Source organism: Bacillus sp. 01N45 (assembly GCF_056399205.1).
Window position 1 is genome coordinate 167,730 of sequence record NZ_JBFTQW010000007.1, and the last position, 21,278, is coordinate 189,007.

At 35.8% G+C, this 21,278-nt stretch carries 18 protein-coding genes; 8 read left to right on the top strand and 10 right to left on the bottom strand.

The window, feature by feature from the left end:
- Positions 1-7: 7 nt before the first annotated feature.
- A complete protein-coding gene (locus AC1DMU_RS18040) occupies positions 8-889 on the top strand; it encodes an accessory Sec system S-layer assembly protein (RefSeq protein WP_088062128.1) in 882 nt (293 codons plus the stop codon).
- A 115-nt stretch (positions 890-1,004) separates the two neighbouring features.
- On the opposite strand, the gene AC1DMU_RS18045 is transcribed toward AC1DMU_RS18040, so the two are convergent.
- The gene (locus AC1DMU_RS18045) at positions 1,005-1,376 is read right to left on the bottom strand and encodes a hypothetical protein (RefSeq protein ID WP_087985747.1); all 372 of its coding nucleotides are present in this window, start codon (positions 1,374-1,376) and stop codon (positions 1,005-1,007) included.
- A gap of 197 nt (positions 1,377-1,573) precedes the next feature.
- Positions 1,574-3,088, bottom strand: a complete 1,515-nt coding sequence (locus tag AC1DMU_RS18050; protein ID WP_142291682.1) for a SulP family inorganic anion transporter — start codon at positions 3,086-3,088, stop codon at positions 1,574-1,576.
- Positions 3,089-3,240: 152 nt separating this feature from the next.
- Here AC1DMU_RS18050 and AC1DMU_RS18055 point away from each other — a divergent pair, with 152 nt between their 5' ends.
- Positions 3,241-3,705 carry a hypothetical protein gene (locus tag AC1DMU_RS18055; protein ID WP_000955011.1) on the top strand — a complete coding sequence of 155 codons (465 nt, stop codon included), beginning with the start codon at positions 3,241-3,243 and terminating at the stop codon, positions 3,703-3,705.
- Positions 3,706-3,794: 89 nt separating this feature from the next.
- Here the strand turns inward: AC1DMU_RS18055 and AC1DMU_RS18060 are convergent, their stop codons facing one another.
- Positions 3,795-4,643, bottom strand: a complete 849-nt coding sequence (locus AC1DMU_RS18060) for a MerR family transcriptional regulator (protein WP_088062125.1) — start codon at positions 4,641-4,643, stop codon at positions 3,795-3,797.
- Positions 4,644-4,722: 79 nt separating this feature from the next.
- Between AC1DMU_RS18060 and AC1DMU_RS18065 the strand changes: the two genes are divergently transcribed.
- Positions 4,723-5,355 (top strand): GNAT family N-acetyltransferase, encoded by a 633-nt coding sequence (locus tag AC1DMU_RS18065; protein WP_088062123.1) that lies wholly within the window; start codon positions 4,723-4,725, stop codon positions 5,353-5,355.
- A 120-nt stretch (positions 5,356-5,475) separates the two neighbouring features.
- Here the strand turns inward: AC1DMU_RS18065 and AC1DMU_RS18070 are convergent, their stop codons facing one another.
- Together AC1DMU_RS18070 and AC1DMU_RS18075 are read right to left on the bottom strand one after the other, a co-directional pair.
- Positions 5,476-7,032, bottom strand: a complete 1,557-nt coding sequence (locus tag AC1DMU_RS18070) for a fatty acid--CoA ligase (RefSeq protein WP_088062120.1) — start codon at positions 7,030-7,032, stop codon at positions 5,476-5,478.
- A 205-nt stretch (positions 7,033-7,237) separates the two neighbouring features.
- Complete coding sequence (locus AC1DMU_RS18075) at positions 7,238-8,728, bottom strand: coproporphyrinogen III oxidase (RefSeq protein WP_002007015.1); 1,491 nt, start codon at positions 8,726-8,728, stop codon at positions 7,238-7,240.
- Between the two features lie 260 nt (positions 8,729-8,988).
- Between AC1DMU_RS18075 and AC1DMU_RS18080 the strand changes: the two genes are divergently transcribed.
- Positions 8,989-10,728, top strand: a complete 1,740-nt coding sequence (locus AC1DMU_RS18080; protein WP_142291681.1) for an S-layer homology domain-containing protein — start codon at positions 8,989-8,991, stop codon at positions 10,726-10,728.
- A gap of 56 nt (positions 10,729-10,784) precedes the next feature.
- Here AC1DMU_RS18080 and AC1DMU_RS18085 read toward each other — a convergent pair whose 3' ends face one another.
- Together AC1DMU_RS18085 and AC1DMU_RS18090 are read right to left on the bottom strand one after the other, a co-directional pair.
- Positions 10,785-14,306, bottom strand: a complete 3,522-nt coding sequence (locus tag AC1DMU_RS18085) for an MSCRAMM family protein (protein ID WP_476941540.1) — start codon at positions 14,304-14,306, stop codon at positions 10,785-10,787.
- Positions 14,307-14,699: 393 nt separating this feature from the next.
- The gene (locus AC1DMU_RS18090; protein WP_088062118.1) at positions 14,700-15,572 is read right to left on the bottom strand and encodes a Cof-type HAD-IIB family hydrolase; all 873 of its coding nucleotides are present in this window, start codon (positions 15,570-15,572) and stop codon (positions 14,700-14,702) included.
- 134 nt (positions 15,573-15,706) lie between these two features.
- On the opposite strand from AC1DMU_RS18090, the gene AC1DMU_RS18095 reads away from it, so the two are divergent.
- Entirely contained in the window at positions 15,707-16,324 is a 618-nt protein-coding gene (locus AC1DMU_RS18095; RefSeq protein WP_088062116.1) for a DNA-3-methyladenine glycosylase, read from the top strand.
- 21 nt (positions 16,325-16,345) lie between these two features.
- Positions 16,346-16,702 carry a hypothetical protein gene (locus AC1DMU_RS18100; protein ID WP_088062114.1) on the top strand — a complete coding sequence of 119 codons (357 nt, stop codon included), beginning with the start codon at positions 16,346-16,348 and terminating at the stop codon, positions 16,700-16,702.
- A 36-nt stretch (positions 16,703-16,738) separates the two neighbouring features.
- Here AC1DMU_RS18100 and alsD read toward each other — a convergent pair whose 3' ends face one another.
- Together alsD and alsS are read right to left on the bottom strand one after the other, a co-directional pair.
- Entirely contained in the window at positions 16,739-17,497 is a 759-nt protein-coding gene (gene alsD / locus AC1DMU_RS18105; protein WP_088062113.1) for an alpha-acetolactate decarboxylase, read from the bottom strand.
- A 16-nt stretch (positions 17,498-17,513) separates the two neighbouring features.
- Positions 17,514-19,202, bottom strand: a complete 1,689-nt coding sequence (alsS, locus tag AC1DMU_RS18110) for an acetolactate synthase AlsS (RefSeq protein ID WP_087985754.1) — start codon at positions 19,200-19,202, stop codon at positions 17,514-17,516.
- A 399-nt stretch (positions 19,203-19,601) separates the two neighbouring features.
- Here alsS and AC1DMU_RS18115 point away from each other — a divergent pair, with 399 nt between their 5' ends.
- Positions 19,602-20,159, top strand: a complete 558-nt coding sequence (locus AC1DMU_RS18115; protein WP_088062111.1) for a DUF1700 domain-containing protein — start codon at positions 19,602-19,604, stop codon at positions 20,157-20,159.
- Between the two features lie 24 nt (positions 20,160-20,183).
- Positions 20,184-20,780 carry an NDxxF motif lipoprotein gene (locus AC1DMU_RS18120; RefSeq protein WP_088062109.1) on the top strand — a complete coding sequence of 199 codons (597 nt, stop codon included), beginning with the start codon at positions 20,184-20,186 and terminating at the stop codon, positions 20,778-20,780.
- A gap of 42 nt (positions 20,781-20,822) precedes the next feature.
- Here the strand turns inward: AC1DMU_RS18120 and AC1DMU_RS18125 are convergent, their stop codons facing one another.
- Entirely contained in the window at positions 20,823-21,179 is a 357-nt protein-coding gene (locus tag AC1DMU_RS18125) for a YlbF/YmcA family competence regulator (RefSeq protein WP_088062107.1), read from the bottom strand.
- Positions 21,180-21,278 lie beyond the last annotated feature (99 nt).

Consider the following 21,278-nt stretch of genomic DNA (forward strand, 5'->3'; position numbering starts at 1 on the left):
AAAGATTATGTTATCATTCCTAAAAAGAGCTAAGAAAAGCGGAAAAGATACGACTGTCTCTAGTAATCAATTATTCGGACAAGAAGAAACAAATACTGAAAATAAAACAGTAAAACCAACGCTTTACTTCCACCCTAGCTGGGGTGCAGTAGCACAAGAACAAAAATACATTTATCAATTTTTACATAAAGAACTAACACGTTTACAAGAATATCAAATTTCTTTATCTGGAATTGAGATTGAAAAACGTGATAATGGTTATGACGTAGCTGTATTTATTCGTAGCACTGTCCCGAAACCAATTTCTTTCGAAGAGGTTACATTAATCCTTCTAAATAAAGAGAAGAAACTATGTGCCCGCAAAACATTTAACCTTTCTGCATTAGGAGATATTCCTGCAAATGTAAATATGCCATTCATCTTTACATTTGAGCAAGAAACAATTACAGGTGCCGAATTATCGCAAACAGATTGGGAATTAGCGTTTGAACTTGAAAGTAAGCATGTATTAGATTTAGACCCATCTTGGGAAGCTCAGTTACCTGAAGCAAGCAAAGAAGCTTTACGTAATTTCGTAGACAATTTAACACCTCCAAATGATGGTGAAATTAACTTCCTAGGTCTGCAAGCTGCAAGAAAAGAAAACGGTGATTTACATACAACGCTTCTTATTCGTAACGGTTGCAAAGACGACATTCAACTAGAGCAACTTCCTCTTCACATTGAAGATGCAGCAGGTGCAGTTGTTGTTAAAGGTGCTTTCACATTACCGAACCTTGAAATTAAAACGAACACTACAAAACCGTGGTCATTTGTCTTCCCTGCTTCATCTATATTAAAAGAAGATATGGATCTATCTTCTTGGAAAGCATTTGTACCACAAGACTAATAATAAAGAGAGGCTGCTTCCAAAGCTACCTCTCTTCTTCTTTTTCGTACAAAAAAGCCTGTTCAAAAAGATGGTCATCACACCTCCTTGGACAAGCTTATTCTTTATGTAAAATTTACTTCGTTACTAATAAACGTTCAATATGATATTCAGCTTCTAATTTGCACATTTCATCTGCATGGTTCACTTTATTTCTCTTTAATTGCTCCACTTGCTCTTCGGTCGGTTTTTCATTAATAAACTCGTTAATTTTTTCATTCACTTTCATCGCTAATGCTTGATGGAAATCTGGATGTCCTTTCAACTCTTCGTCTACTTTATTAATCCAAGTTGATTTTGTGTATAAATACTGTTTCCACTGTTCAACAAATTGCTGCATATCAAATTTTTCTTCATGCCATTCAATTTCTTTCATATACTTCTCAAAAGAAACAACAATTGATCGCGTAATCCCGATCTTCACTCCATGTGGTAACTGTTTGTACATCAAATATTCCCTCCAGCTTACAGCTCTTCCTTCTGAATATAAAGGAATCTCAAAATTCATATACCTTCTTATAATAGCACATACCTAATCTAGAATGTTACTATACTGCTAAGATTAATAAATGTCAATAACATAAAAACATCACGATATAAAGATATTGAACACAATAAAAAACACCCTCATACGAGGGCATTTCCTTACATAGCACCAGCTTCTACAAACTGTAATTTATCTTTCTGCTCATTACTCGCCAGCGTTACTAACGTTTTTTCAATATGAGTAGGCACTTGTTCTAGCGTCACACTCACTCCTGACTTATCCGACTGCTCAATGAAATTAAATAACGCCATTGCGCCTGATACATCCATATAGCGCACATCTTTCATACGTAAAACAACCGGAGACTTTACGTCTTGTAAAGCATAAAAAATACGATCCACTGTTAAAAATGAAAGTGGGCCTTTAATTTTATATGTCGCGTCTTTTTCTTTTACAATAGAAGCTTTACGTTCTTTACATTTCACCATGTATATAATGAACGAAAGAATAATACCGAACGCAACAGCAATCATTAAATCGAACTTCACTGTGACAATCATCGTTACGAGCATAACAATGACATCACCTTTTGGTGCTACATGCATTTTCTTCATGCTTTCCCAATCAAACATTCCAATACCAGTTATAATTAAAATACCTGATAATACAGCAAGCGGAATGTATTGTACGACCGATCCAAGTCCCATAATGAAAATAAATAATATAACACTATGCATACTTGCTGAAAGCGCCGTTTTACCACCGCTTCTTATATTAACGATAGACCGTACAGTCGCCCCTGCCCCTGCTAATCCGCCAAACAACCCGCTCATCATATTACCGATACCTTGTCCGACCAGTTCTTTATTACTTTTATGACGTGTACCTGTCACATTATCCATTACGACCGATGTTAGCAACGAGTCAATCGATCCTAATAAAGCAATACTAAGCGCTGGTAAAATAAGTTCTGCAATCCCTGTTCCATTTAAAGATGGAATATGAAGCGTCGGCATCGCTTCTGGAATCGTCCCAATTTTTTCAATCACCTTATTTAATGACAAGTTTCCGATAATCGGTAACTTCACTGTAAGCCCTTCTAACGCAGAAGAAAATAAAGGAAGCAAAGCCGTTACACCGACTAATGCAACTAAACTAGACGGAATGGCCTTAATCCATTTTCCAGAAACAATCATTACAATAATCGTTAATACTACGAGTAGAAAACTATTTTGCACATGCTTTATTTCACCTAAAATAATAATCAATGCGATACCGTTCATAAATCCTGAAACGACAGGATACGGAATGTATCGAACGTAAGAGCCAAGCTTACATACACCAAATAAAATTTGAAACAGTCCCGCCATCATAAAGGCTATAAAACTCGCCTCTAATCCGTGCGTCGCAATAACTCCTGTTGCAATAACCGTAATCGGTCCAGTTGGCCCCGTTACCTGCCCAGGTGTACCACCAAATAACGCCGCAAATAAACCTGCAAAAATCGCACCATACAATCCGACTAGTGCTCCCTCAGATGTTCCCGTTGCAGCAATACCAAATGCAATGGCAAGTGGCAACGCAACAATCGCAACAGTAAAACCTGCTAAACATTCCTTTGCTATTTTTTGAAACATATAAATAACCACCTTCACATTAAGTCCACGTTCCATTGTACACCTAAAAGAATATATTCGTTAGCCCACTTTTTACAGTATCGTGACGTAAACGCATTCAATTGTAAACTTCCGCCGCATCTTTGGAAACTATTATAACTATGTTATAATGAACAAATTAAATCTTTTATTATATATTTGGAGGCACTATGCTAACTTTTGAAGAAAAATTATCGATCATTGAATCTTTCCCTGAATTAGAAAGAAAGAACGTATCATTAAAACGCGTGAACTTTCACTTTGAAGAAAGTCGTTTAGATAAAAAGAACGTTGTTTATCACTTACATCCAAACGGAAACGGATTTGTATATGCAAGTGGTATTAAAGGTTACAAAACGGATGATAAAGGTATGGTTAACATCCGCGAATTTTCAGCAGATGAATTACGCTCAGTAATCGAGCAATCAATTGAACTATTATCTCAAGAAGAAATCGTAATTCCTGCAGAACCTGCGAAAGAAGAAGAATGGCAGAACGAAGACGGTCATATCCTTACTCTTATCTCAGAGGACGATATGTGGAACGTGTACGCTGGTGTAAACTTAGACGGTACATTCAACTCTTATCCAGAAGCTGCGGAATACCTTGATGAAGAAGGATTTTCACGTAAGTAATACGATTTAAGGAGGCCGTCCCATTTTTTAGGGATGGTCTCTCTTATTAATAAGTAGGCTTTTTGGATCGTCCCCCTAAATTTATAGCATCAAAACTTCTTATTCTCACTATCCCCTATCAAAATTTGAATTTGACAACTATACGTCTCCGCATTAAAAATATCACTAACTAACTCCACTTCAATAAAACTCTCTACTTCTATACTATTTTCTTTCATATATTTAATCATAGTATTTCTATGTTCCTCTTCATTCTCTTTACTATACGCTAACGTTATATATTTCCCGCCCGGTAATACTTTTATATTTTGCATCTCTTCCATATGTACATCATCTCGTACTTTATTAAAAACATACTTCGGTTCTACATCCCAATTTGCATTTACATTGTAGAGAATCCCCATCTCCATTTCCATTTTCTCTTCATAATCTTGCACGATTTTCTCTAAATCGGAATAATACAGTAACTCCTGTAAACTCCCTACTTCTTTACAAGGCGCAACAACGACATAACGTTGTTCAAAAAATTCAATAGAGATTTCATCATTCTTTAATATTTCCTGTGAACTCACTACTTTCGCATGTAAGTCATCAATCGTTTCCATTACCTCTTTCATTTTCTTTATATGCTCTTCCGCTTCTTCTCTCTTCACTTGTAAAAATCGTAGCAATTTATCCGTATTACGTTCCTTAAAAATCTCTTGCAGCTCTACTATGCTCGTGTTCAACTCTCGACAGCTTTTTATAATATCAATGTGAATAAATTGATCTATAGAATAATATCTATACCCCGTTGATTCATCAACATGTTTTGGAATAAGAATCCCCATCTTATGATAGTATCTTAGCGCTTTTATCGTAATATCCTTTATTTTTGCAACTTCTCCAATAGAAAACATTTTTTTCATTTGCATCTCTTCCCTTATATTTTTTCGCATACAACCATTGACTCTCCCCTTAGAGGAGCCCTTACTATTTATAATAAGTCATTTACATTAATAAAGGGAGTATACAATTATGAACACAGTAAAATATAGAAGTCTTGTTAAGGAAGACTATGAGCCTATAAAACATTTAATCGGTGAAGCATTTGGATTTAATGAATTCATTACAGATAAAAAATTTTTAAACTCAGTATTAAACTTTTATCTACACAGTTGTATTTTAGGAAGTTCCTTCAGTAAAGTAGCCGAAAAAGATAATAAAGTGATTGGTGTCATTTTAGGCGATTCTGAAAAAGATAAAAACCGTTTAAAGAGCTTCCATAACACTGTTAGCTTTGCCTTTAACACGCTAAAGCTATTCATAACGAATAAAGAGAATAGGGAATTTCTAAAAGCATTTATACAAGTACAAAAAACATATAAAGAACTCATTCAAGGAAAAGAAAATCAATTTCAAGGCTGTATACAATTATTCATCGTATCCGAAGAATCTAGAGGTCTTGGAGTTGGGAAGTCTTTACTAAACGATTTGTTCCAATATATGAAAAAAGAAGACGTAACATCTTTATATTTATATACAGATAACGAATGCAACTATGAATTTTATGATAGACAAAACTTCCAACGCATACAAGAAAAAGCAGTTAATTTTGGACCAAAGGAAGAAGATTTCAACGTATTTTTGTACCGCTATAACTTTAACTAATTAATATGTACACTTGATGCTTACAAAAATAATAAAAAGCGGAGATACATACTCTCCGCTTTTTTACATATACACTATTTCCTTATTAAAAAAGATAATCTTATTTGTATAAATCGGTTTCTATTGTTTTGCGCCTTTCAACGACTCTCTCAGGACAAATTTTTGTAATTTCCCACTCGCATTACGAGGCAGTTCATCCACAAATAAATAGTGACGTGGACGTTTATAATCTGCTAATTCATCACTTTCTTTACAATATATTTCCAAATCCTTTTCTGTAATCGCTTCATCTTTCTTTACAACAACAGCCACAACACGTTCTCCCCATAATTCATCTGGCTCACCAAGCACCGCAACATCTAATATACCAGGATGACTATGTAGAAAATCTTCAATTTCACGTGGATAAATATTAACGCCTCCGCTAATTACCATATCATCCACACGATCTGCGACGAATAAATAGCCATCTTTATCGAAGTAACCTAAATCACCAGAGTGATACCATCCTTTATACATCGATTTTGCATTTGCTTCTTCTCGGTTATGATAACCAGCCATCATAGTTGGGCCGCGTAAAATAATCTCCCCTACTTCATAAGGAGGTAATACATCATCTGGTTCTGCTGGTGCATCATCATTTGGTTTTACAATGCGGATTTCATGACTAAAGCACGGTGTTCCTGCTGAACCTGCTTTCGTAATTTGATCTTCTTCTACAAGAAACGCAACAACTGGTCCCATTTCTGTCATTCCGTATATTTGTACGAGATCAATATAAAGACGTTCTTTACATTCCTTCACTAATGCTGGAGCCATTGCCGCTCCTCCATATATACCAATCTTCATCGATGTTAAATCGTACTGCGTTAAATCTTTTTGCAGTAACATATTCCACATCGTCGGTGCTGCAAAAAATGTCGTAATCTTCTCTTCTTGAATCGTATGTAATACTCTATCCGTATCAAAGTGATGTAAAATAACATTCTTTCCACCAACTTGAATACGCGGAATGATTCCAGCATTTAACTCGCCGCAATGATATAAAGGCGCCACTACAAGCCCAGCACTATCTCTATTATATTTTAAGAAATACGTACAAATCATACTATGCTCAGCCATTTCACGATGACGATGTAGCACGCCTTTCGGATGACCTGTCGTACCGCTCGTATATAGCATAGAACAATAATCCATTTCATCAATTTCGATATCTACTTTGTCAGAAGATGCTGCGTTCACTTTTTCATGGTAAGAACTAGCATAGGAAGGTGTATCGTCTTCTACGTACCAAAAAGACGAATTTGGAAAATCTCGTTCAATGATAGCAACAGTTGATTCAACTGCTTTTTCAAAGACTACTACTTTCGAGGTTGCATCTTGGAGGATATACGATAATTCTTTTGCTTTTAGGCGGAAATTAATCGGGTTAAAGATCGCTCCAATTTTCGCACAAGCTAAGTAAACGTTTACAAATTCACGGCAATTATATAAGTAAACAGATACAGTATCTCCCTTTCTTACCCCTTCTTTCAATAGAGCTTGCGCCGTTTTATTTATTTGCTCATCCCACTGTTTATATGTCCAGCGAATATTTTTTTCCGGCTCTACTAACGCCTCTTTATTCGGATACTTACCAACCGCTAAATCAAATATTCTCCCTATCGTCATGTACATGCCAACAATTTCCCCCTTTTCTCTTTCATAAATCTATCATTTCGTCCATAAGTAGACATTGTCCTCTAATGATTTGACTAATTTTTCTGATTATTATCGACATAGTTTTACAAACAGTGTGGTCTCTTGATAAATGAAATTATAGCAATTTACTCACAACAATATAAAAAAGAGGCTGTTCCAAATCGGAACAACCTCTTTCTTCTTATACGAATAGCTCTTCTAAAATTTTCAGTTTGTCTTCTGTATATTTTACGAAGCCATCGTTATATGATTTTGGATCTTTCGGATTTGCGAAGTGCGTAATTGCGCCTGTCTTCGGATGAACAAATTTACTTGATGCACCACAGCCAAGTCCGATAATCGATTGAACTTCTTCCATAATAACAATGTTATAAATACTTTCTTGCGTCGGCATTGCATAACCAACGTTCTCTAAGTTACCTAAAATATTCTTTTGACGATATAGGTAATATGGTACGTAATTATGCTTTTGCGTCCACTCTTCTGCTTCGTGCATCATCGCTGTAATTTCTTCGCGACCAGCTACTTTATATTTACGTTTGTTTTGCGTCATTTCAGAAGCACGTTTGAATGATAACGTATGAACTGTTAACGATTCTGGCATTAACTTTTCTGTTTCATCTAACGTATGCTTGAAAATATCTAGCCCTTCACCAGGAAGACCAATAATTAAGTCCATATTAATATTGTTCATTCCCATTTCACGAGCTAAGTGATACTTCTCAATTGTTTCTTCTACAGTATGATGACGCCCAATTGCTTTTAATGTCTCTTGATGGTATGACTGCGGATTAATACTAATACGGTCAATGTTCCATTTATTTAACACTTCTAGTTTTGCTGGCGTAATTGTATCTGGGCGACCTGCCTCAACTGTTACTTCACGCACATTTTTCACATCTGGGAACGCTTCATACATTTCTTCATACAGCATATCCATCTCTTCTGCTGTAATACTTGTCGGTGTACCCCCGCCGTAATAAATCGTCGTAACTGTTACACCTTTTTCTTTTAAAAACTTACCAATTTCCCGAACTTCATAATGTAAACCACCTAAGAATGAATCAACAGAGCCTTGGCGTCCGTTAATTGCATACGCCGGGAATGTACAATATGCACATTTTGTTGGGCAGAATGGAATACCGATATAAATACTTACTTCCTCTTTCAAACGGTATAAATCCGGAACTACCGCTAATTGGCAATCCACAATACGCTGAAGAAGTTCAATTTTCTCTTCATGAATTAAATAGCTTTCACGAAGTTCTTGGTGTGCTTCTTCTTTTGACATACCACTTTGAAGCATTTTATGAAGAAGTTTTGTCGGACGAACTCCTGTTAAAATGCCCCAGCTTTGTTCAAGACCAGTTAACTGCTGAAGAACAGAAAGATATACATAAGAAACAACGTGCTTCACTTGCTTCATACGCTCTTTTTCATCTGTGAAAGCAGATAAATCTTTTGCGAAAGTTTCTTCATACACATTTCCAGTAGCAACATCTGTTAAACGAGCAGATGCTTTCACATTCTCTTCAATGTGTATATCAACGATAAGATTTGCTTCCTCTTGTTCAAATCCAATCGTACTATCTTCAAAAAATAAGCCGCCAATATTTTGCAGCGGACGTAAAAAACGATCATCTTGTAACGTTTTAATTGAAATTAACAACATTATCACCTTTTCATTTGCAAACTCTCTTTAGTTTACTTGAAGGGCGTTTGTAGGTCAATACAGAAGGTTTTACCTTATTTCTATATCCTATTTAAAACAAACTGAATATTAGTTTTTCACGAACTTTTCCTAGTTGTATAGACATTACAATATGCTCTTGTTACAATCTAGAACGTATTAATACTTGCTACTAATTTAAAATACATCTAAAGGAGGACTGTTAACACGACATATATACTATAACGTGTTAAAAAATAACTATGAAAAAAAGGTTTTACAACATTTTAGCACTATCTTTGGCATTACAAGCATTTATAGCACCTACCCATTCATTCGCAGAAAATATAGAGAAAACTGCGGAATTGTCTATTGATGAACAAGCGTTAAAAAGCATTGAAGAACATGCAAAACAGCATAGACATGACGAAGAAAACGACCTTGAAATCTCGGGTGAATATCTTCTCCACTTATCAACAAAACTTCCACTATACGATGCAAACGACTTAAAAACCAAAACAAATATTGAAATTGCTGAACCAGTAGTAAAGGCAACAAAGAAAAAAGGTAATACATATTACGTACAAACTACATCCGGTTCTGGTTGGGTTAATAAGGAAAATAATAGTTTAGAAGTACAAGAGATTCATAAACTTTCAAATCAAAAACTAATTGTGAAAGACGAAACATCAATATATTCATTCCCTTTCCAATCGTTTAAAGAAGAAACGACATTACAGCCACAAACAGTAGCTCCTACTGAACAAGCTGGAAATTGGTTTAAAATTCAACTGAACGGAACTGAGAAATGGATTTATGCTCCTTCAGCTACATTTGAAGGTACAAAAGCATCATTATTTGAAAAAACAGGTTCTATCGAAAAGAGAAGCGCAACTTTCTTCAAAACACCATCTAATTTGCCTACAAATAACGTTTATGGTGTTACATTTAAAGAAATGATCGTTCCAAAAGGGAATGAAAACATTCGTCCTGGCTACGCAATGGAACCGAAATACATTACAATTCATGAAACTGCTAATACAAGTAAAGGTGCTAACGCGTTAAATCATGCGAAGTACTTAGATAGCCAAGCACGCGGAAATACTGATCGTTCAGCATCTTGGCATTTTACAGTGGATGACAAAGAAATTTATCAACATCTTCCATTAAATGAAGTTGGTTGGCATGCTGGAAATAAGACAGGAAACTATGAATCTATCGGAATTGAAATTGCTGTGAATAGTGATGGGAATTATACGAAGGCGGTAGAAAATGCCCGAAAATTAGCTGCTTATTTAATGAACGAATTAAACATATCTCTAGATCACGTGCAAAAGCATCAATTTTGGAGCGGAAAAAACTGCCCTGCATTTATGATTCAACGCGGACGATGGGATGCTTTCTTAAAAGGCACGAACGCTTACTATAATGAACATCGTAAAGAGGTTATGCCACCGCCAGAAGTCCCTCATGAAAAAGATGACATTACAGGTGGTTGGTATGAACAAGACATTCGTCAATTAGCAGCTAGGAAAATCATGTTCGGTGATGGAAATGGTTCTTACTGGCCAAACCGCCTCGTAACACGAGCGGAGTTTGCAAATTTAATGTCGCGAGCTTTAAAATTACCGGCTGGAAACGCTAAATTTACAGACTTAAACGAAGCACATCCATCTTTAGTAGACGGAATTAATCGTGCAGCTAGCGCAGGTATCATTAATGGTCGTGGGAATAATAAATTTGATCCGACTGCTACAATAACACGTGATGAAGCTGTTATTATGATTGACCGTGCATTAGAATATAACTGGATTTATAGAAAAGAAGTGAAATTACCATTCACTGACCAAAATTTAGCATACGATAAGAAAGCATTACAAAATGTTTACGCATACGGCATCGTAAAAGGGAACGAGCGCAATGAATTCGTACCAAAAGGCACAGCAACACGTGCTGAATCAGCCGCATTTTTAAATCGAATGCTTAAGGTTATTGAAGCTTAAACAAAAAACTAAAAGGCATAAGAGATAACATTTCTCTTATGCCTTTTATAAAACTATTAACTATTTTTAATCATAAATCTAAGACGTATCCCTAATAAAACAAGAGCAAAACCAACGAATGGAAGATAATTCATATCATGTCCTGTGGCTGGAAGGCGTTGTGCATGAGACGCACCTTGTCCTTTTTCTGGTGAGGTAGGTTGTTCTTTATCTACGTTTACCATTCCTTCACCCGGTTTCTCTGTCTCTTCACCTGGCTTTTCTGTTTCTTCACCTGGCTTTTCTGTTCCCTCACCTGGTTTCTCTGTTTCTTCACCTGGCTTTTCTGTTTCTTCACCTGGCTTTTCTGGACCTTTTTCTGTCTCTTTTTCATTCAATACTTCTTGTTTCGCTACTTTATTAGCTACAACATTTACTTCTACTGTAACCTCTAACGCTTTGTAGCCTTCCGGCGCCTTCGTTTCTTCTAACGTATACTTTCCTGGCACTAAGTTTTCGAATTTCACAACGCCGTCTTTATTCGTTGTTTTCGCCTCTCCAACTACTTGACCAGTTTCATTTTTTAGCTTAAATTCTGCACCTTCTAGAACTTTTCCACTCTCTGCATCCTTTTTGATTACTTGTAAGCTTCCTAGTTCTTTTGCATTTTCTACTTGTACTTGTACTACTTTGTTTGCTTCCACAACGACTTCAATTTCTTCTTTTAACAACTTATATCCTTGTGGTGCTTTCGTTTCTTTTAATGTGTATGTTCCTGGTTCTAATTTCTTAGAGGTTACTTTACCAGTTTTATCTGTTCGTAACGTCTCTACTTTTTTACCATCTTTGTACACTTCAAATTCTGCATCTGATAATACTTTCGCTTTATCTTCTGCATCCACTTTTACGATTTCAAATTGACCAAGGCTCTTACTGTTCGTTACTTTTACATCAATAACTTTTTCACCATCAACTGTTACATGAATTACTTGTTTTGTTAACTCATAACCTTCTGGAGCTTTTGTTTCTTCTAACGTATATTCACCAGGCACTAGTCCGTCTACTTTAACGATTCCAGATTTATCTGTTGTAATTCCTTCTTTTACAACATTTCCTTTCACATCTTTCAATGTAAATTCTGCGCCTGCTAAACGTTTCGCTTGATCTTTATCATCCGTCTTAATAATTTGTAGAGAACCTAAGATTCTTTCGTTTTCTGCCTCTACTTTTACTACTTCTTTCTCGTTTTGTATTGTTACTTTCCATTCTTTATTTGAAAGCTTGTAACCTTCTGGTGCTTTCGTTTCTTTCACTGTATATTCACCTAATGGTAATTTTGGTGACATCACTTTTCCATTCTCATCTGTTTTCAGTTCCGCTACCATTTTACCATCTTTATATACTGTAAATTCTGCACCTGATAATACTTTCGCTTTATCATTCGCATCTACTTTTACAATTTCAAATTGACCTGTTACTTTTTCATTCATAACTTCTTGTTTTACTACTTCATTTGCTACTACGTTTACTTCTACTGTTACTTCTACTGCTTTATAGCCTTCCGGCGCTTTCGTTTCTTCTAACGTATACTTACCTGGCACTAAGTTTTCGAATTTCACAACGCCGTCTTTATTCGTTGTTTTCGCTTCTCCAACTACTTGACCAGTTTCGTTCTTCAGTCTAAATTTTGCGCCTTCTAGAACTTTTCCACTCTCTGCATCCTTTTTGATTACTTGTAAGCTTCCTAGTTCTTTTGCGTTTTCTACTTGTACTTGTACTACTTTGTTTGCTTCCACAACGACTTCAATTTCTTCTTTTAATAATGTATATCCTTGTGGCGCTTTCGTTTCTTTTAATGTGTATGTTCCTGGCTCTAATTTCTGAGAGATTACTTTACCTGTTTTATCTGTTCGTAACGTCTCTACTTTTTTACCATCTTTGTACACTTCAAATTCTGCGTCTGATAATACTTTCGCTTTATCTTCTGCATCCACTTTTACGATTTCAAATTGACCTGTAGCTTTTTCAACAGTTTTTTTATTCAACACATCTACAGTCACTGTTTTATTAGCAGCTACATCAACATGAACTAAGCTAGATGATAGTTCGTAACCTTTTGGTGCTTCAACTTCTTTTAATGTATATGTTCCAACTGGAAGTTGTTTTGATAAAGCTTCACCTTTACCATCTGTAATAATTGTTTCGACAACGTTCCCATCTTTATCTATAACATCAAATTTTGCACCTGGTAAAAGTTGACCAGATTCACTATCTTTTTTCAATAATTTAAATTGACCATTTTCTACTTTTTTCGTATTCTTCATAACAAATTCAATTATGTTTGTATTATCAATTGTTACTTTTACTGGTGTATCAACTTTTATATATCCTTCTGGTGCACTAATTTCTTTTACAAAATAATCACCAAATGGTAAATCTTTAACTTCCGCAATACCCTTTTCGTTTGTTGTAACAGTAGCCACAACATTATTATCTTTGTCTATAACATCAAATTTTGCGTCTTTTAAAACAATGTTTTCATCGTTTTCATCAACTTTTTTAATTTGTAAATTTCCTTTTTCAGCTGCCGGCTTTTTCCACTTTGGCCAGTTAAATTTAAAATTATGAACCTCAAATCCATCTCTTTGGTGTAACCCACCAACAAAGGCTTGTCCGTTAATAGAGCCACCCTTTGTCTCTACAACTGCATTAGGCGCAAATACACTTCCTACTACACCATATCCTTTAGTTGTTATCTTTTTAGCATTAGGGAACACCCAAATGACTTTACTAGCTAACTCAGTAAAAAAGGAATTAGGGTCATATGCTTGAGAGGTATTAACTAATGTGAACCCGCCCTTATCTGTCGTATCATACAGGATTGCACCGCCACCAAAATTAACTTCTTCCGCATCTGAATGAATAACAATAAAATCTTTGTTATTTACATTTGGAAGATAAACATCCTTTACATTGAATGGTTCTTGCCCTTCTAATCCTGAAGAGACATAAATATTAGGATTATTTACATCTTCACCGATCCCAAAGGTCATACCCGATTTTGGTTTATCAGTGTGTAATTGGCCCGCATCCTCAATTACACTATCAACATCTTTTCTAAACTCTTTAAATTTCGCATCAATCTCCGCTTGCTCTTCATAAGAGATACGGTCATATGATGATTGCATTGCACCTTCTGGGTCACCATCTTTTGTCATCGCCACTGTTCCATCTTGGATAATTACTTGTCCTGTTCCCGCTTTCGTAAATTGACCGCCTAGTAATAATGACGGATATCCTTCATCTACCCATGTCGCTCCAGCTAAATTATTCGCTCCAGTTGCAGCCGCTACGACTGTATAACTTGATGCATTCATATTTTTTTGAACAGCCATCGCACCCTCAATATCCGCACTCGTTGCACTATGATCTCCAAAAATGATTGCATTGTAATAAGATACATCACCTAAACCTTTTAATTCTGTTGTAGCTGCCTCTGCTTTATACGGTAAATGGATTAAAAAATTCATACATACTAGTAACACAACTATAAAACTACTACTTAATTTTTTTATTTTTTGATTAAATGATTTCCTCAAAAAATTCATTCCCCCTTTTAAACTTCCTAAAACCAAACAAAAAAGCATCTTTCATATGTACCAAGCCTTACTCACAATAACTTAAAATCATCCATTTAAATAAAAACAAGAGACTCTACAACTGCTTAATAAAATTACTACAATTCATTTTTGAGATAATACGTGAACTAAACTATCATGCGGAAGTATTTTTTGCATATGGAGCTCAACAAAATTAATCTGAAGAATATTTCATGTGGTGTAACTATTTTGGCAACATCACCCACTTTACAACAGTTTTCTAAAGGATTCAAGTAAATTGTATGAACTTCAGACACAATTTATCTAGTAAAACGTTTTCATCTTTCGAATAAAACCAATAAAAAAACGTAGCCAAAAAGCTACGTTTTTCTTTCATCGTTTCGGTGTATTTTTATGATTTTTCAAAAACGGAAGCGGGAATTGCTTACGGAAATGTTCTTTAATCATATACTCTACACCGTTCTCACTATTTGAACGTGTAATCCAGTCTGCTGCTTGCTTTAATTCTACAGGCGAGTTCCCCATCGCTACACCAAGCCCTACATTTTCAATTACTTCTAGATCTTCTAAACTATCTCCAATCGCAACCATTTCGTTTAGCGAAATATTTAAATGCTCTCCAAGCAATTGTAATCCGCGTAATTTTGATACATTTTGCGGCAAAATTTCTATTCGTTTTGAATCACACTCAATATACTCTATATCTTGGAATGCTTTTCGTAATGTATTTAACCCTCGTTCTTTTTCACCTTTACTTTGGAAAATTACATCAATTTTCGGAGCCGCTACTGGATGATCACGAAGCGCATCACCTAATGAGTCTACAAATTGAACTGGATAAAATAACGGATCTGCACTTGATAATACAGTACGCGCAATTAAGTTTGGTGTATTCCTCTCCCGATTTCCGATTGAAAACCGTTCATGAGAAATGCGGATGTTACAATCAAAGTGCTCTAATACTTGCACAATGTTAAACGTCTTCTCTTCCGATAATCTTCTTTGAACGTACGGCTTATCTAACGTTGCTGAAACGAAAGCACCACCGTGTGTCACTAGGATAGAATCTAATTTTAACGCCTTTGCAACTTTATGAGCAGACTGAAAATTACGGCTCGTAAATAATGTAACGTATACATCTTTTCTTTTCACAAATTCAATTGTTTCTCGTAATCCTTTTGCAATTTTTCCGTTGTTGTATAGTAGTGTCCCATCTATATTAAGAGCTAGTAAGCGATAAATCATGTCGCACTCCCCCTCTTCGCTGTTGTACTCTATCCATAATTTATGAAATAAATGTAGCAAATAGAACGAGTTAGAATTACTACTGAAAATTTGGTTTACTATATACATATACACTCAGTAAAGGAGATAGTACAATGCAAGCACCACCTTCCTTTTATGAAGGCGATACGTTAGAAGTCGCAAAGAAATTACTCGGACAAAAACTTGTACATACTGTAGATGGAATAAAACGAAGCGGAATCATTGTAGAAGTAGAAGCATATAAGGGGCCCGATGATAAAGCCGCACATAGTTACGGCGGCAGACGAACAGATCGCACAGAAGTCATGTTTGGCGCACCGGGGCATGCTTACGTATATTTAATTTATGGTATGTATCATTGTTTTAACGTCATTACAGCGCCAGTTGGCACCCCACAAGGTGTTCTCATTCGAGCCCTTGAGCCAGTAGACGGGATTGAAGAAATAAAACTTGCACGATACAATAAAACCGACATTACAAAAGCGCAGTATAAAAATTTAACGAACGGCCCTGGCAAACTATGCCGTGCCCTCGGAATTACTTTAGAAGAACGAGGCGTATCCTTACAAAGCGACACATTACATATTGAACTCGTCCCAGAAGAAGAACACATATCATCACAATATAAAATAACAGCAGGACCTCGTATTAACATCGACTATGCAGAAGAAGCTGTACAATATCCGTGGCGTTTTTATTACGAGGGGAATCCGTTCGTTTCAAAGAAATAAACATATGTAAAGGGAGAGACTATGAGGGGGAAACCTGAACAAAAAATAGAGTCAGAAAAAGTCTATAAAACGAAGAAAAACCCAAATGGAATGTTTGTAGCGAGAATACTACAAATTCCAAAAGATGAAGATAAACTAGACTTTGTTCTTATTTTGCAAAATAAAAAAACGAAAAATATTATTTATAACAAAGTTTTAGTAACAACAAATAACGACTATTATTCTTTCCGACTCGCTCGTGGGAATATTGAATGGTCCTCCTTACATACTGTTACAGTATGGGATGGGCTTGGGCATCAATTGGTAGAAGTATCAGCCTTAACTGTTAAAGAGAACTATTTCATTTCTGATGAGCATTGTTCCGCATATCGGGATTAATCAAGAATAAAAGGGAAGCCGAATCGGCTTCCCTTTTTACTCTGCACCTTCCGCAGTCGCAATATTATCCTCTAAGTTTTCTCTAGATAATTCAGCCGCCATAAAATCAGCTGTTTCTGGAAGTGCTAAATGCATATGAGCTTTTTGACAAATTTGGATCGTACAGTTTTCAACAACATAATCGAAAACATGTCCTCCCCCGCTTCTTTCATCATCAATATAATGTAAGTGGAAACCCGCTACACCAATACCTTGCGCGTAATCTGGTGTCCAAAATCCAGCAAGCGTACCTTCTGTATGTTTAAATGAAAAGATTGGTTGTGATTTCGTCACTTCAACGAGCGGTGTATACGGTTTTTCTTGTCTTGGAACAGTTCTCGTTCTTACTTCACGGAACGTACCGTCCATTCGAATACCGTAAAATAAGTTTTTACTTGGCATTAATTCATGTAATAATGCCTCAACTTCTTCACGATTCATCGGACGCTCTACTGTATAACTCATTTCTTTTTCAAAAAACGTTACAGTCGCAAACGGTGTTGTTTCTTCCGGTTCTACTTTTTCTGCTGAACCGTCTGAACGTAAATGATAAAATTCGTTATCGAATGCAATCATTTCACCATCTAATTGATCAAATGTGCCGATGCCGAAATCACCACGTTCTTTCAATTCCTCAAAGCTAATTACACCATCATATATACCATCTAATAGCGCAAGCATTGTAGATGTTTGATATACTTCATTACTCGTTTTCGTTCTTTTTGCATCAATATCAATGAATTGTGCAACAGTCATCTCAATCATGCCTCCATTAGTTTAATTGGTTTGGTAATAATTTTTCGCTTAATTTAATGTTGTCACGGTAGTCAATTGGAACATCAATAATGACAGGGCCGTCTGCTGCTAGTGCTTCTTTTAATACACCTTCTAATTCATCAGGCGTGTTTACACGAAGACCCTTTGCACCGAAACTTTCTGCATATTTCACAAGATCGACATCGCCAAACTCTGTAGCTGATGTTCTACCGTATTTCATCATTTGTTGGAATGCAACCATATCATATGTACCATCTCTCCATACAAGATGTACGATCGGTGCGTTTAAACGTACCGCTGTTTCTAATTCCATCGAAGAGAATAAGAAACCACCATCACCTGACACGGAAACAACTTTCTTGCCCGGTTCAACTAAAGTAGCGGCAATTGCCCAAGGAAGTGCAACACCTAACGTTTGCATACCGTTACTAAATAATAATCTACGTGGTTCATAAGAACGGAAACATCTTGCCATCCAAATAGAATGTGAACCGATGTCACATGTAACGGTTGTATCGTCACTAATTAAAGAACGAAGTGTACGAATCACTTGAAGCGGATGCGTAACACCTTCTGAAGCACGGTTTGGAACTTCTGCTTGTTCTGATAATTTCGCACGTAATCGTTCTAACACTGCTTCTGATTTCGAACTTAATACAAGTTTCGGTAATTTTTCTGCAATGCTATTTACAGTTAAAGCGATATCGCCAATTAATTCGCGCTCTGGTTGGTAATCATGGTCGATATCTGCTTGATGGTCATCAAGATGAATAATCGTTCTGTCTCCAAGTTTATTCCAGAATTTCGGATCATACTCAATTGGGTCATAACCGATCGAAATAACAAGGTCTGCTTCTTCTAGTAAAATATCACCTGGTTGGTTACGGAATAATCCAACGCGGCCAAAGAAATGATCTTCTAACTCACGCGAAATTGCACCAGCTGCTTGATATGTTTCAACGACAGGAAGTTCTGTATCCGCAATTAATTCACGAACGGCTTTCGTCACTTCATTTGTGCTCGCTCTCATACCGAGTAAAATAACTGGTAATTTCGCCGATTTTATTTTTTCTACTACATATGTAATTTCATGTGTGGGAGCGATTCCAAGCTGTGGCTTAGAAAGCGCACCGATAGACTCTACAGTCGTTTCCGCTGTCATAACGTCTTGCGGAAGACTTACTAAAGTAGCTCCTGGATTTGTGGAAGTCGCACTTCGGAATGCATTTGATAATGCTTCTGGCACATTATCAGGATGCTCTACTTCTACGCTATATTTTGTGATTGGTTCGAATAGTGCAGCATTATCCATAGATTGATGCGTACGTTTTAATCGATCTGTACGTGGAACTGCACCAGCTAAAGCAACAACGGGATCACTCTCCGCATTCGCAGTAACAAGACCTGTCGCTAAATTCGATGTCCCTGGTCCTGAAGTTACAAGACATACGCCCGGTTTCCCTGTTAATCTACCAATAGCAGCTGCCATAAATGCTGCGTTTTGTTCATGACGACAAACAATTAACTCTGGTCCTCTTTCTTGCAGTACATCAAATACAGAGTCAATCTTCGCTCCTGGAATACCAAAAACATGTGTAACACCTTGTTTAATTAAACAATCAACAACAAGATCTGCTCCTTTTGTTTTTGTCTTCACGTCGTTTGCTTTTACACCTGTACTCAAACTAATCATCCCTTTATTTCATAATGTGTGTAATAAAGATTTTTAATTTCACCTAGTTAATTAATGTGGTGAAGTATTATTTATCATTATATTACAAATGCATTATTTTTCCAACAGTATGAATTTAACATTATTTTGACAGCCGCAAAGGAATGCGCTTACAACCCTTTATTTATCCTAAAATAACATTTTTAAAACTTCTCTAAAAATGTACAAAAAACTTCCATCTTGTCACAGTATTAAAAACATAACAGTACCTTGCAAAGAACACTAGTAAATGATATATTTGTAAATATTGGAATACCCATTAATTGGAACACACTTTGTAATTCGTATCCCCCTTTCAAAATATAGCATTCTCAATTTTAATCCATCATTCTATAAAGGAAAGTGATTGTTATGAACAAAAATGAATTTTTGGAACAACTTAATTCTTCCCTGCGGAATATGCCTAATGCAGAAAAGAAAGATATTATTTCAGAGTATGAAACTCATTTTATCAGTGGTAAACAGGATGGGAAATGTGAAGAAGAAATTGCTAGAAAACTAGGAAACCCTAAAACGATCGCGAAAGAGCTTACTGTTTCCTATGCAATACATAACGCTGACAAGAAACGAAGCTTCAAAAATATGATAACCGCACTATTTTCTGTTATGAGCTTAAGTGTTTTAAACTTTACCTTTATCATTATCGCCTTTTTCGTACTACTCTTTTTATTACCGATTATTCTAGCACTTATCATTGCTACTCCACTATTAATCATCTCACCTATTTTATTAATAGGGTTAGGATTTTTTAAAGGGTTTCATCAAATCAGTTATTCCGATGTTTACAATGTGTTCATCGCTTTTTGCAGCGGTTTACTCATATCCGTCATATGTTATCAAATGATAAAACATCTATACGCAACTTTAGTAAAGTATTTGAAATGGAATATAGCTATTTTACAAAGATAATAATGAATATAAAAGGAGATTAAAATGAAGAAGTATACTTTATATCTACTCATGTTACTTACAATTTTATTGCTATCAGCTTGTTCAAACAGTGCACAACATAAGGAAGAAAACGCTGTGCAATCTATTAAAGATGTAACGATAAAAATTCCAGAAACTATATTTAGTTCCTCAAAAAAGAATGAAATTATTAATGAAGATGAAATGAAACAAAATATAAAAACGTATTTAGATTATAGCGGAGAGTTATACGAAAACATCGTTCAACTTTCGTCAGCCATGTCTGATGAGAATGTCACGGAATCCGACCGAAAGAAATTACAACAACTTGTAGATTTAGCAAAACAAAATGATGCGAATTTTCATGATTTTATTAGTAACAATACGACCCCTGATGATTACAAAAAACCTTCGAAAAAAATGTATGAATTCATTTCAGCGTCTACAGCACTTTCAGTAGAACTAGAGCAAGAACTAGACAAACTCGCTCAAAATGGTAACTTATTCAAAACTGATTTTTCTTTTACAAAACGCTTTGAGAAAGTGAATGGTAGGAAGCAAAAAGAAATTGAAAAGTTTTTGAAGGAGAAGAATATTGAGACTGAGTATTTCCACAAATAACAAACAAAAAAGACGCCCCTATCCGAGGGGCGTCTTCCTTCATTACGCTTGTTGTTGCGCGTTATATAATTCTTCAAGTGGCTTCATGATAATTTTGTTAACGTCAGTGATAACAAGGTTTAAACGTTGTTCAGTTTCCATTAACTTTGTGATTTTAGCATCTTGTTGAATGCGAGCTACAACTTCTTGTGCTTTTTGGTTATCTTCTTCAGTGATTTCTTGACCTTGCATCATTTTTTGTTGTAGGCCAAGTTGCATTGTGCGGAACTCATCGAATAAGTTCTTTGAAGCTGCGTCACCTTGTACTGCTGCGTAGCTTGCTTTTAATGTTTGGAAATCTTCGTTTTCAGCGATTGCTTTTTGTAATTCATATGCAACATCATGAATGTTTTTTGTCATTTTATTTTTCCTCCTTTAGAAGGCTAGCGCTTATCATGCGCACCGCCTTTTAAGTGCATTTACATACGCACCTCTTCTTACCATATCAAACTATGCAAG

What these genes read in the sequence shown, in the direction of transcription:
- AC1DMU_RS18040 (WP_088062128.1), top strand. Translation starts at nt 8, where the DNA reads ATGTTATCATTCCTAAAAAGAGCTAAGAAAAGCGGAAAAGATACGACT.
- AC1DMU_RS18100 (WP_088062114.1), top strand. Translation starts at nt 16,346, where the DNA reads ATGAGGGGGAAACCTGAACAAAAAATAGAGTCAGAAAAAGTCTATAAA.
- AC1DMU_RS18115 (WP_088062111.1), top strand. Translation starts at nt 19,602, where the DNA reads ATGAACAAAAATGAATTTTTGGAACAACTTAATTCTTCCCTGCGGAAT.
- AC1DMU_RS18090 (WP_088062118.1), bottom strand. Translation starts at nt 15,572, where the DNA reads ATGATTTATCGCTTACTAGCTCTTAATATAGATGGGACACTACTATAC.
- alsD (WP_088062113.1), bottom strand. Translation starts at nt 17,497, where the DNA reads ATGACTGTTGCACAATTCATTGATATTGATGCAAAAAGAACGAAAACG.
- AC1DMU_RS18065 (WP_088062123.1), top strand. Translation starts at nt 4,723, where the DNA reads ATGAACACAGTAAAATATAGAAGTCTTGTTAAGGAAGACTATGAGCCT.
- AC1DMU_RS18060 (WP_088062125.1), bottom strand. Translation starts at nt 4,643, where the DNA reads ATGCGAAAAAATATAAGGGAAGAGATGCAAATGAAAAAAATGTTTTCT.
- AC1DMU_RS18095 (WP_088062116.1), top strand. Translation starts at nt 15,707, where the DNA reads ATGCAAGCACCACCTTCCTTTTATGAAGGCGATACGTTAGAAGTCGCA.
- AC1DMU_RS18080 (WP_142291681.1), top strand. Translation starts at nt 8,989, where the DNA reads ATGAAAAAAAGGTTTTACAACATTTTAGCACTATCTTTGGCATTACAA.
- AC1DMU_RS18125 (WP_088062107.1), bottom strand. Translation starts at nt 21,179, where the DNA reads ATGACAAAAAACATTCATGATGTTGCATATGAATTACAAAAAGCAATC.
- AC1DMU_RS18070 (WP_088062120.1), bottom strand. Translation starts at nt 7,032, where the DNA reads ATGTACATGACGATAGGGAGAATATTTGATTTAGCGGTTGGTAAGTAT.
- AC1DMU_RS18120 (WP_088062109.1), top strand. Translation starts at nt 20,184, where the DNA reads ATGAAGAAGTATACTTTATATCTACTCATGTTACTTACAATTTTATTG.
- AC1DMU_RS18045 (WP_087985747.1), bottom strand. Translation starts at nt 1,376, where the DNA reads ATGTACAAACAGTTACCACATGGAGTGAAGATCGGGATTACGCGATCA.
- AC1DMU_RS18055 (WP_000955011.1), top strand. Translation starts at nt 3,241, where the DNA reads ATGCTAACTTTTGAAGAAAAATTATCGATCATTGAATCTTTCCCTGAA.
- AC1DMU_RS18075 (WP_002007015.1), bottom strand. Translation starts at nt 8,728, where the DNA reads ATGTTGTTAATTTCAATTAAAACGTTACAAGATGATCGTTTTTTACGT.
- AC1DMU_RS18050 (WP_142291682.1), bottom strand. Translation starts at nt 3,088, where the DNA reads ATGGAACGTGGACTTAATGTGAAGGTGGTTATTTATATGTTTCAAAAA.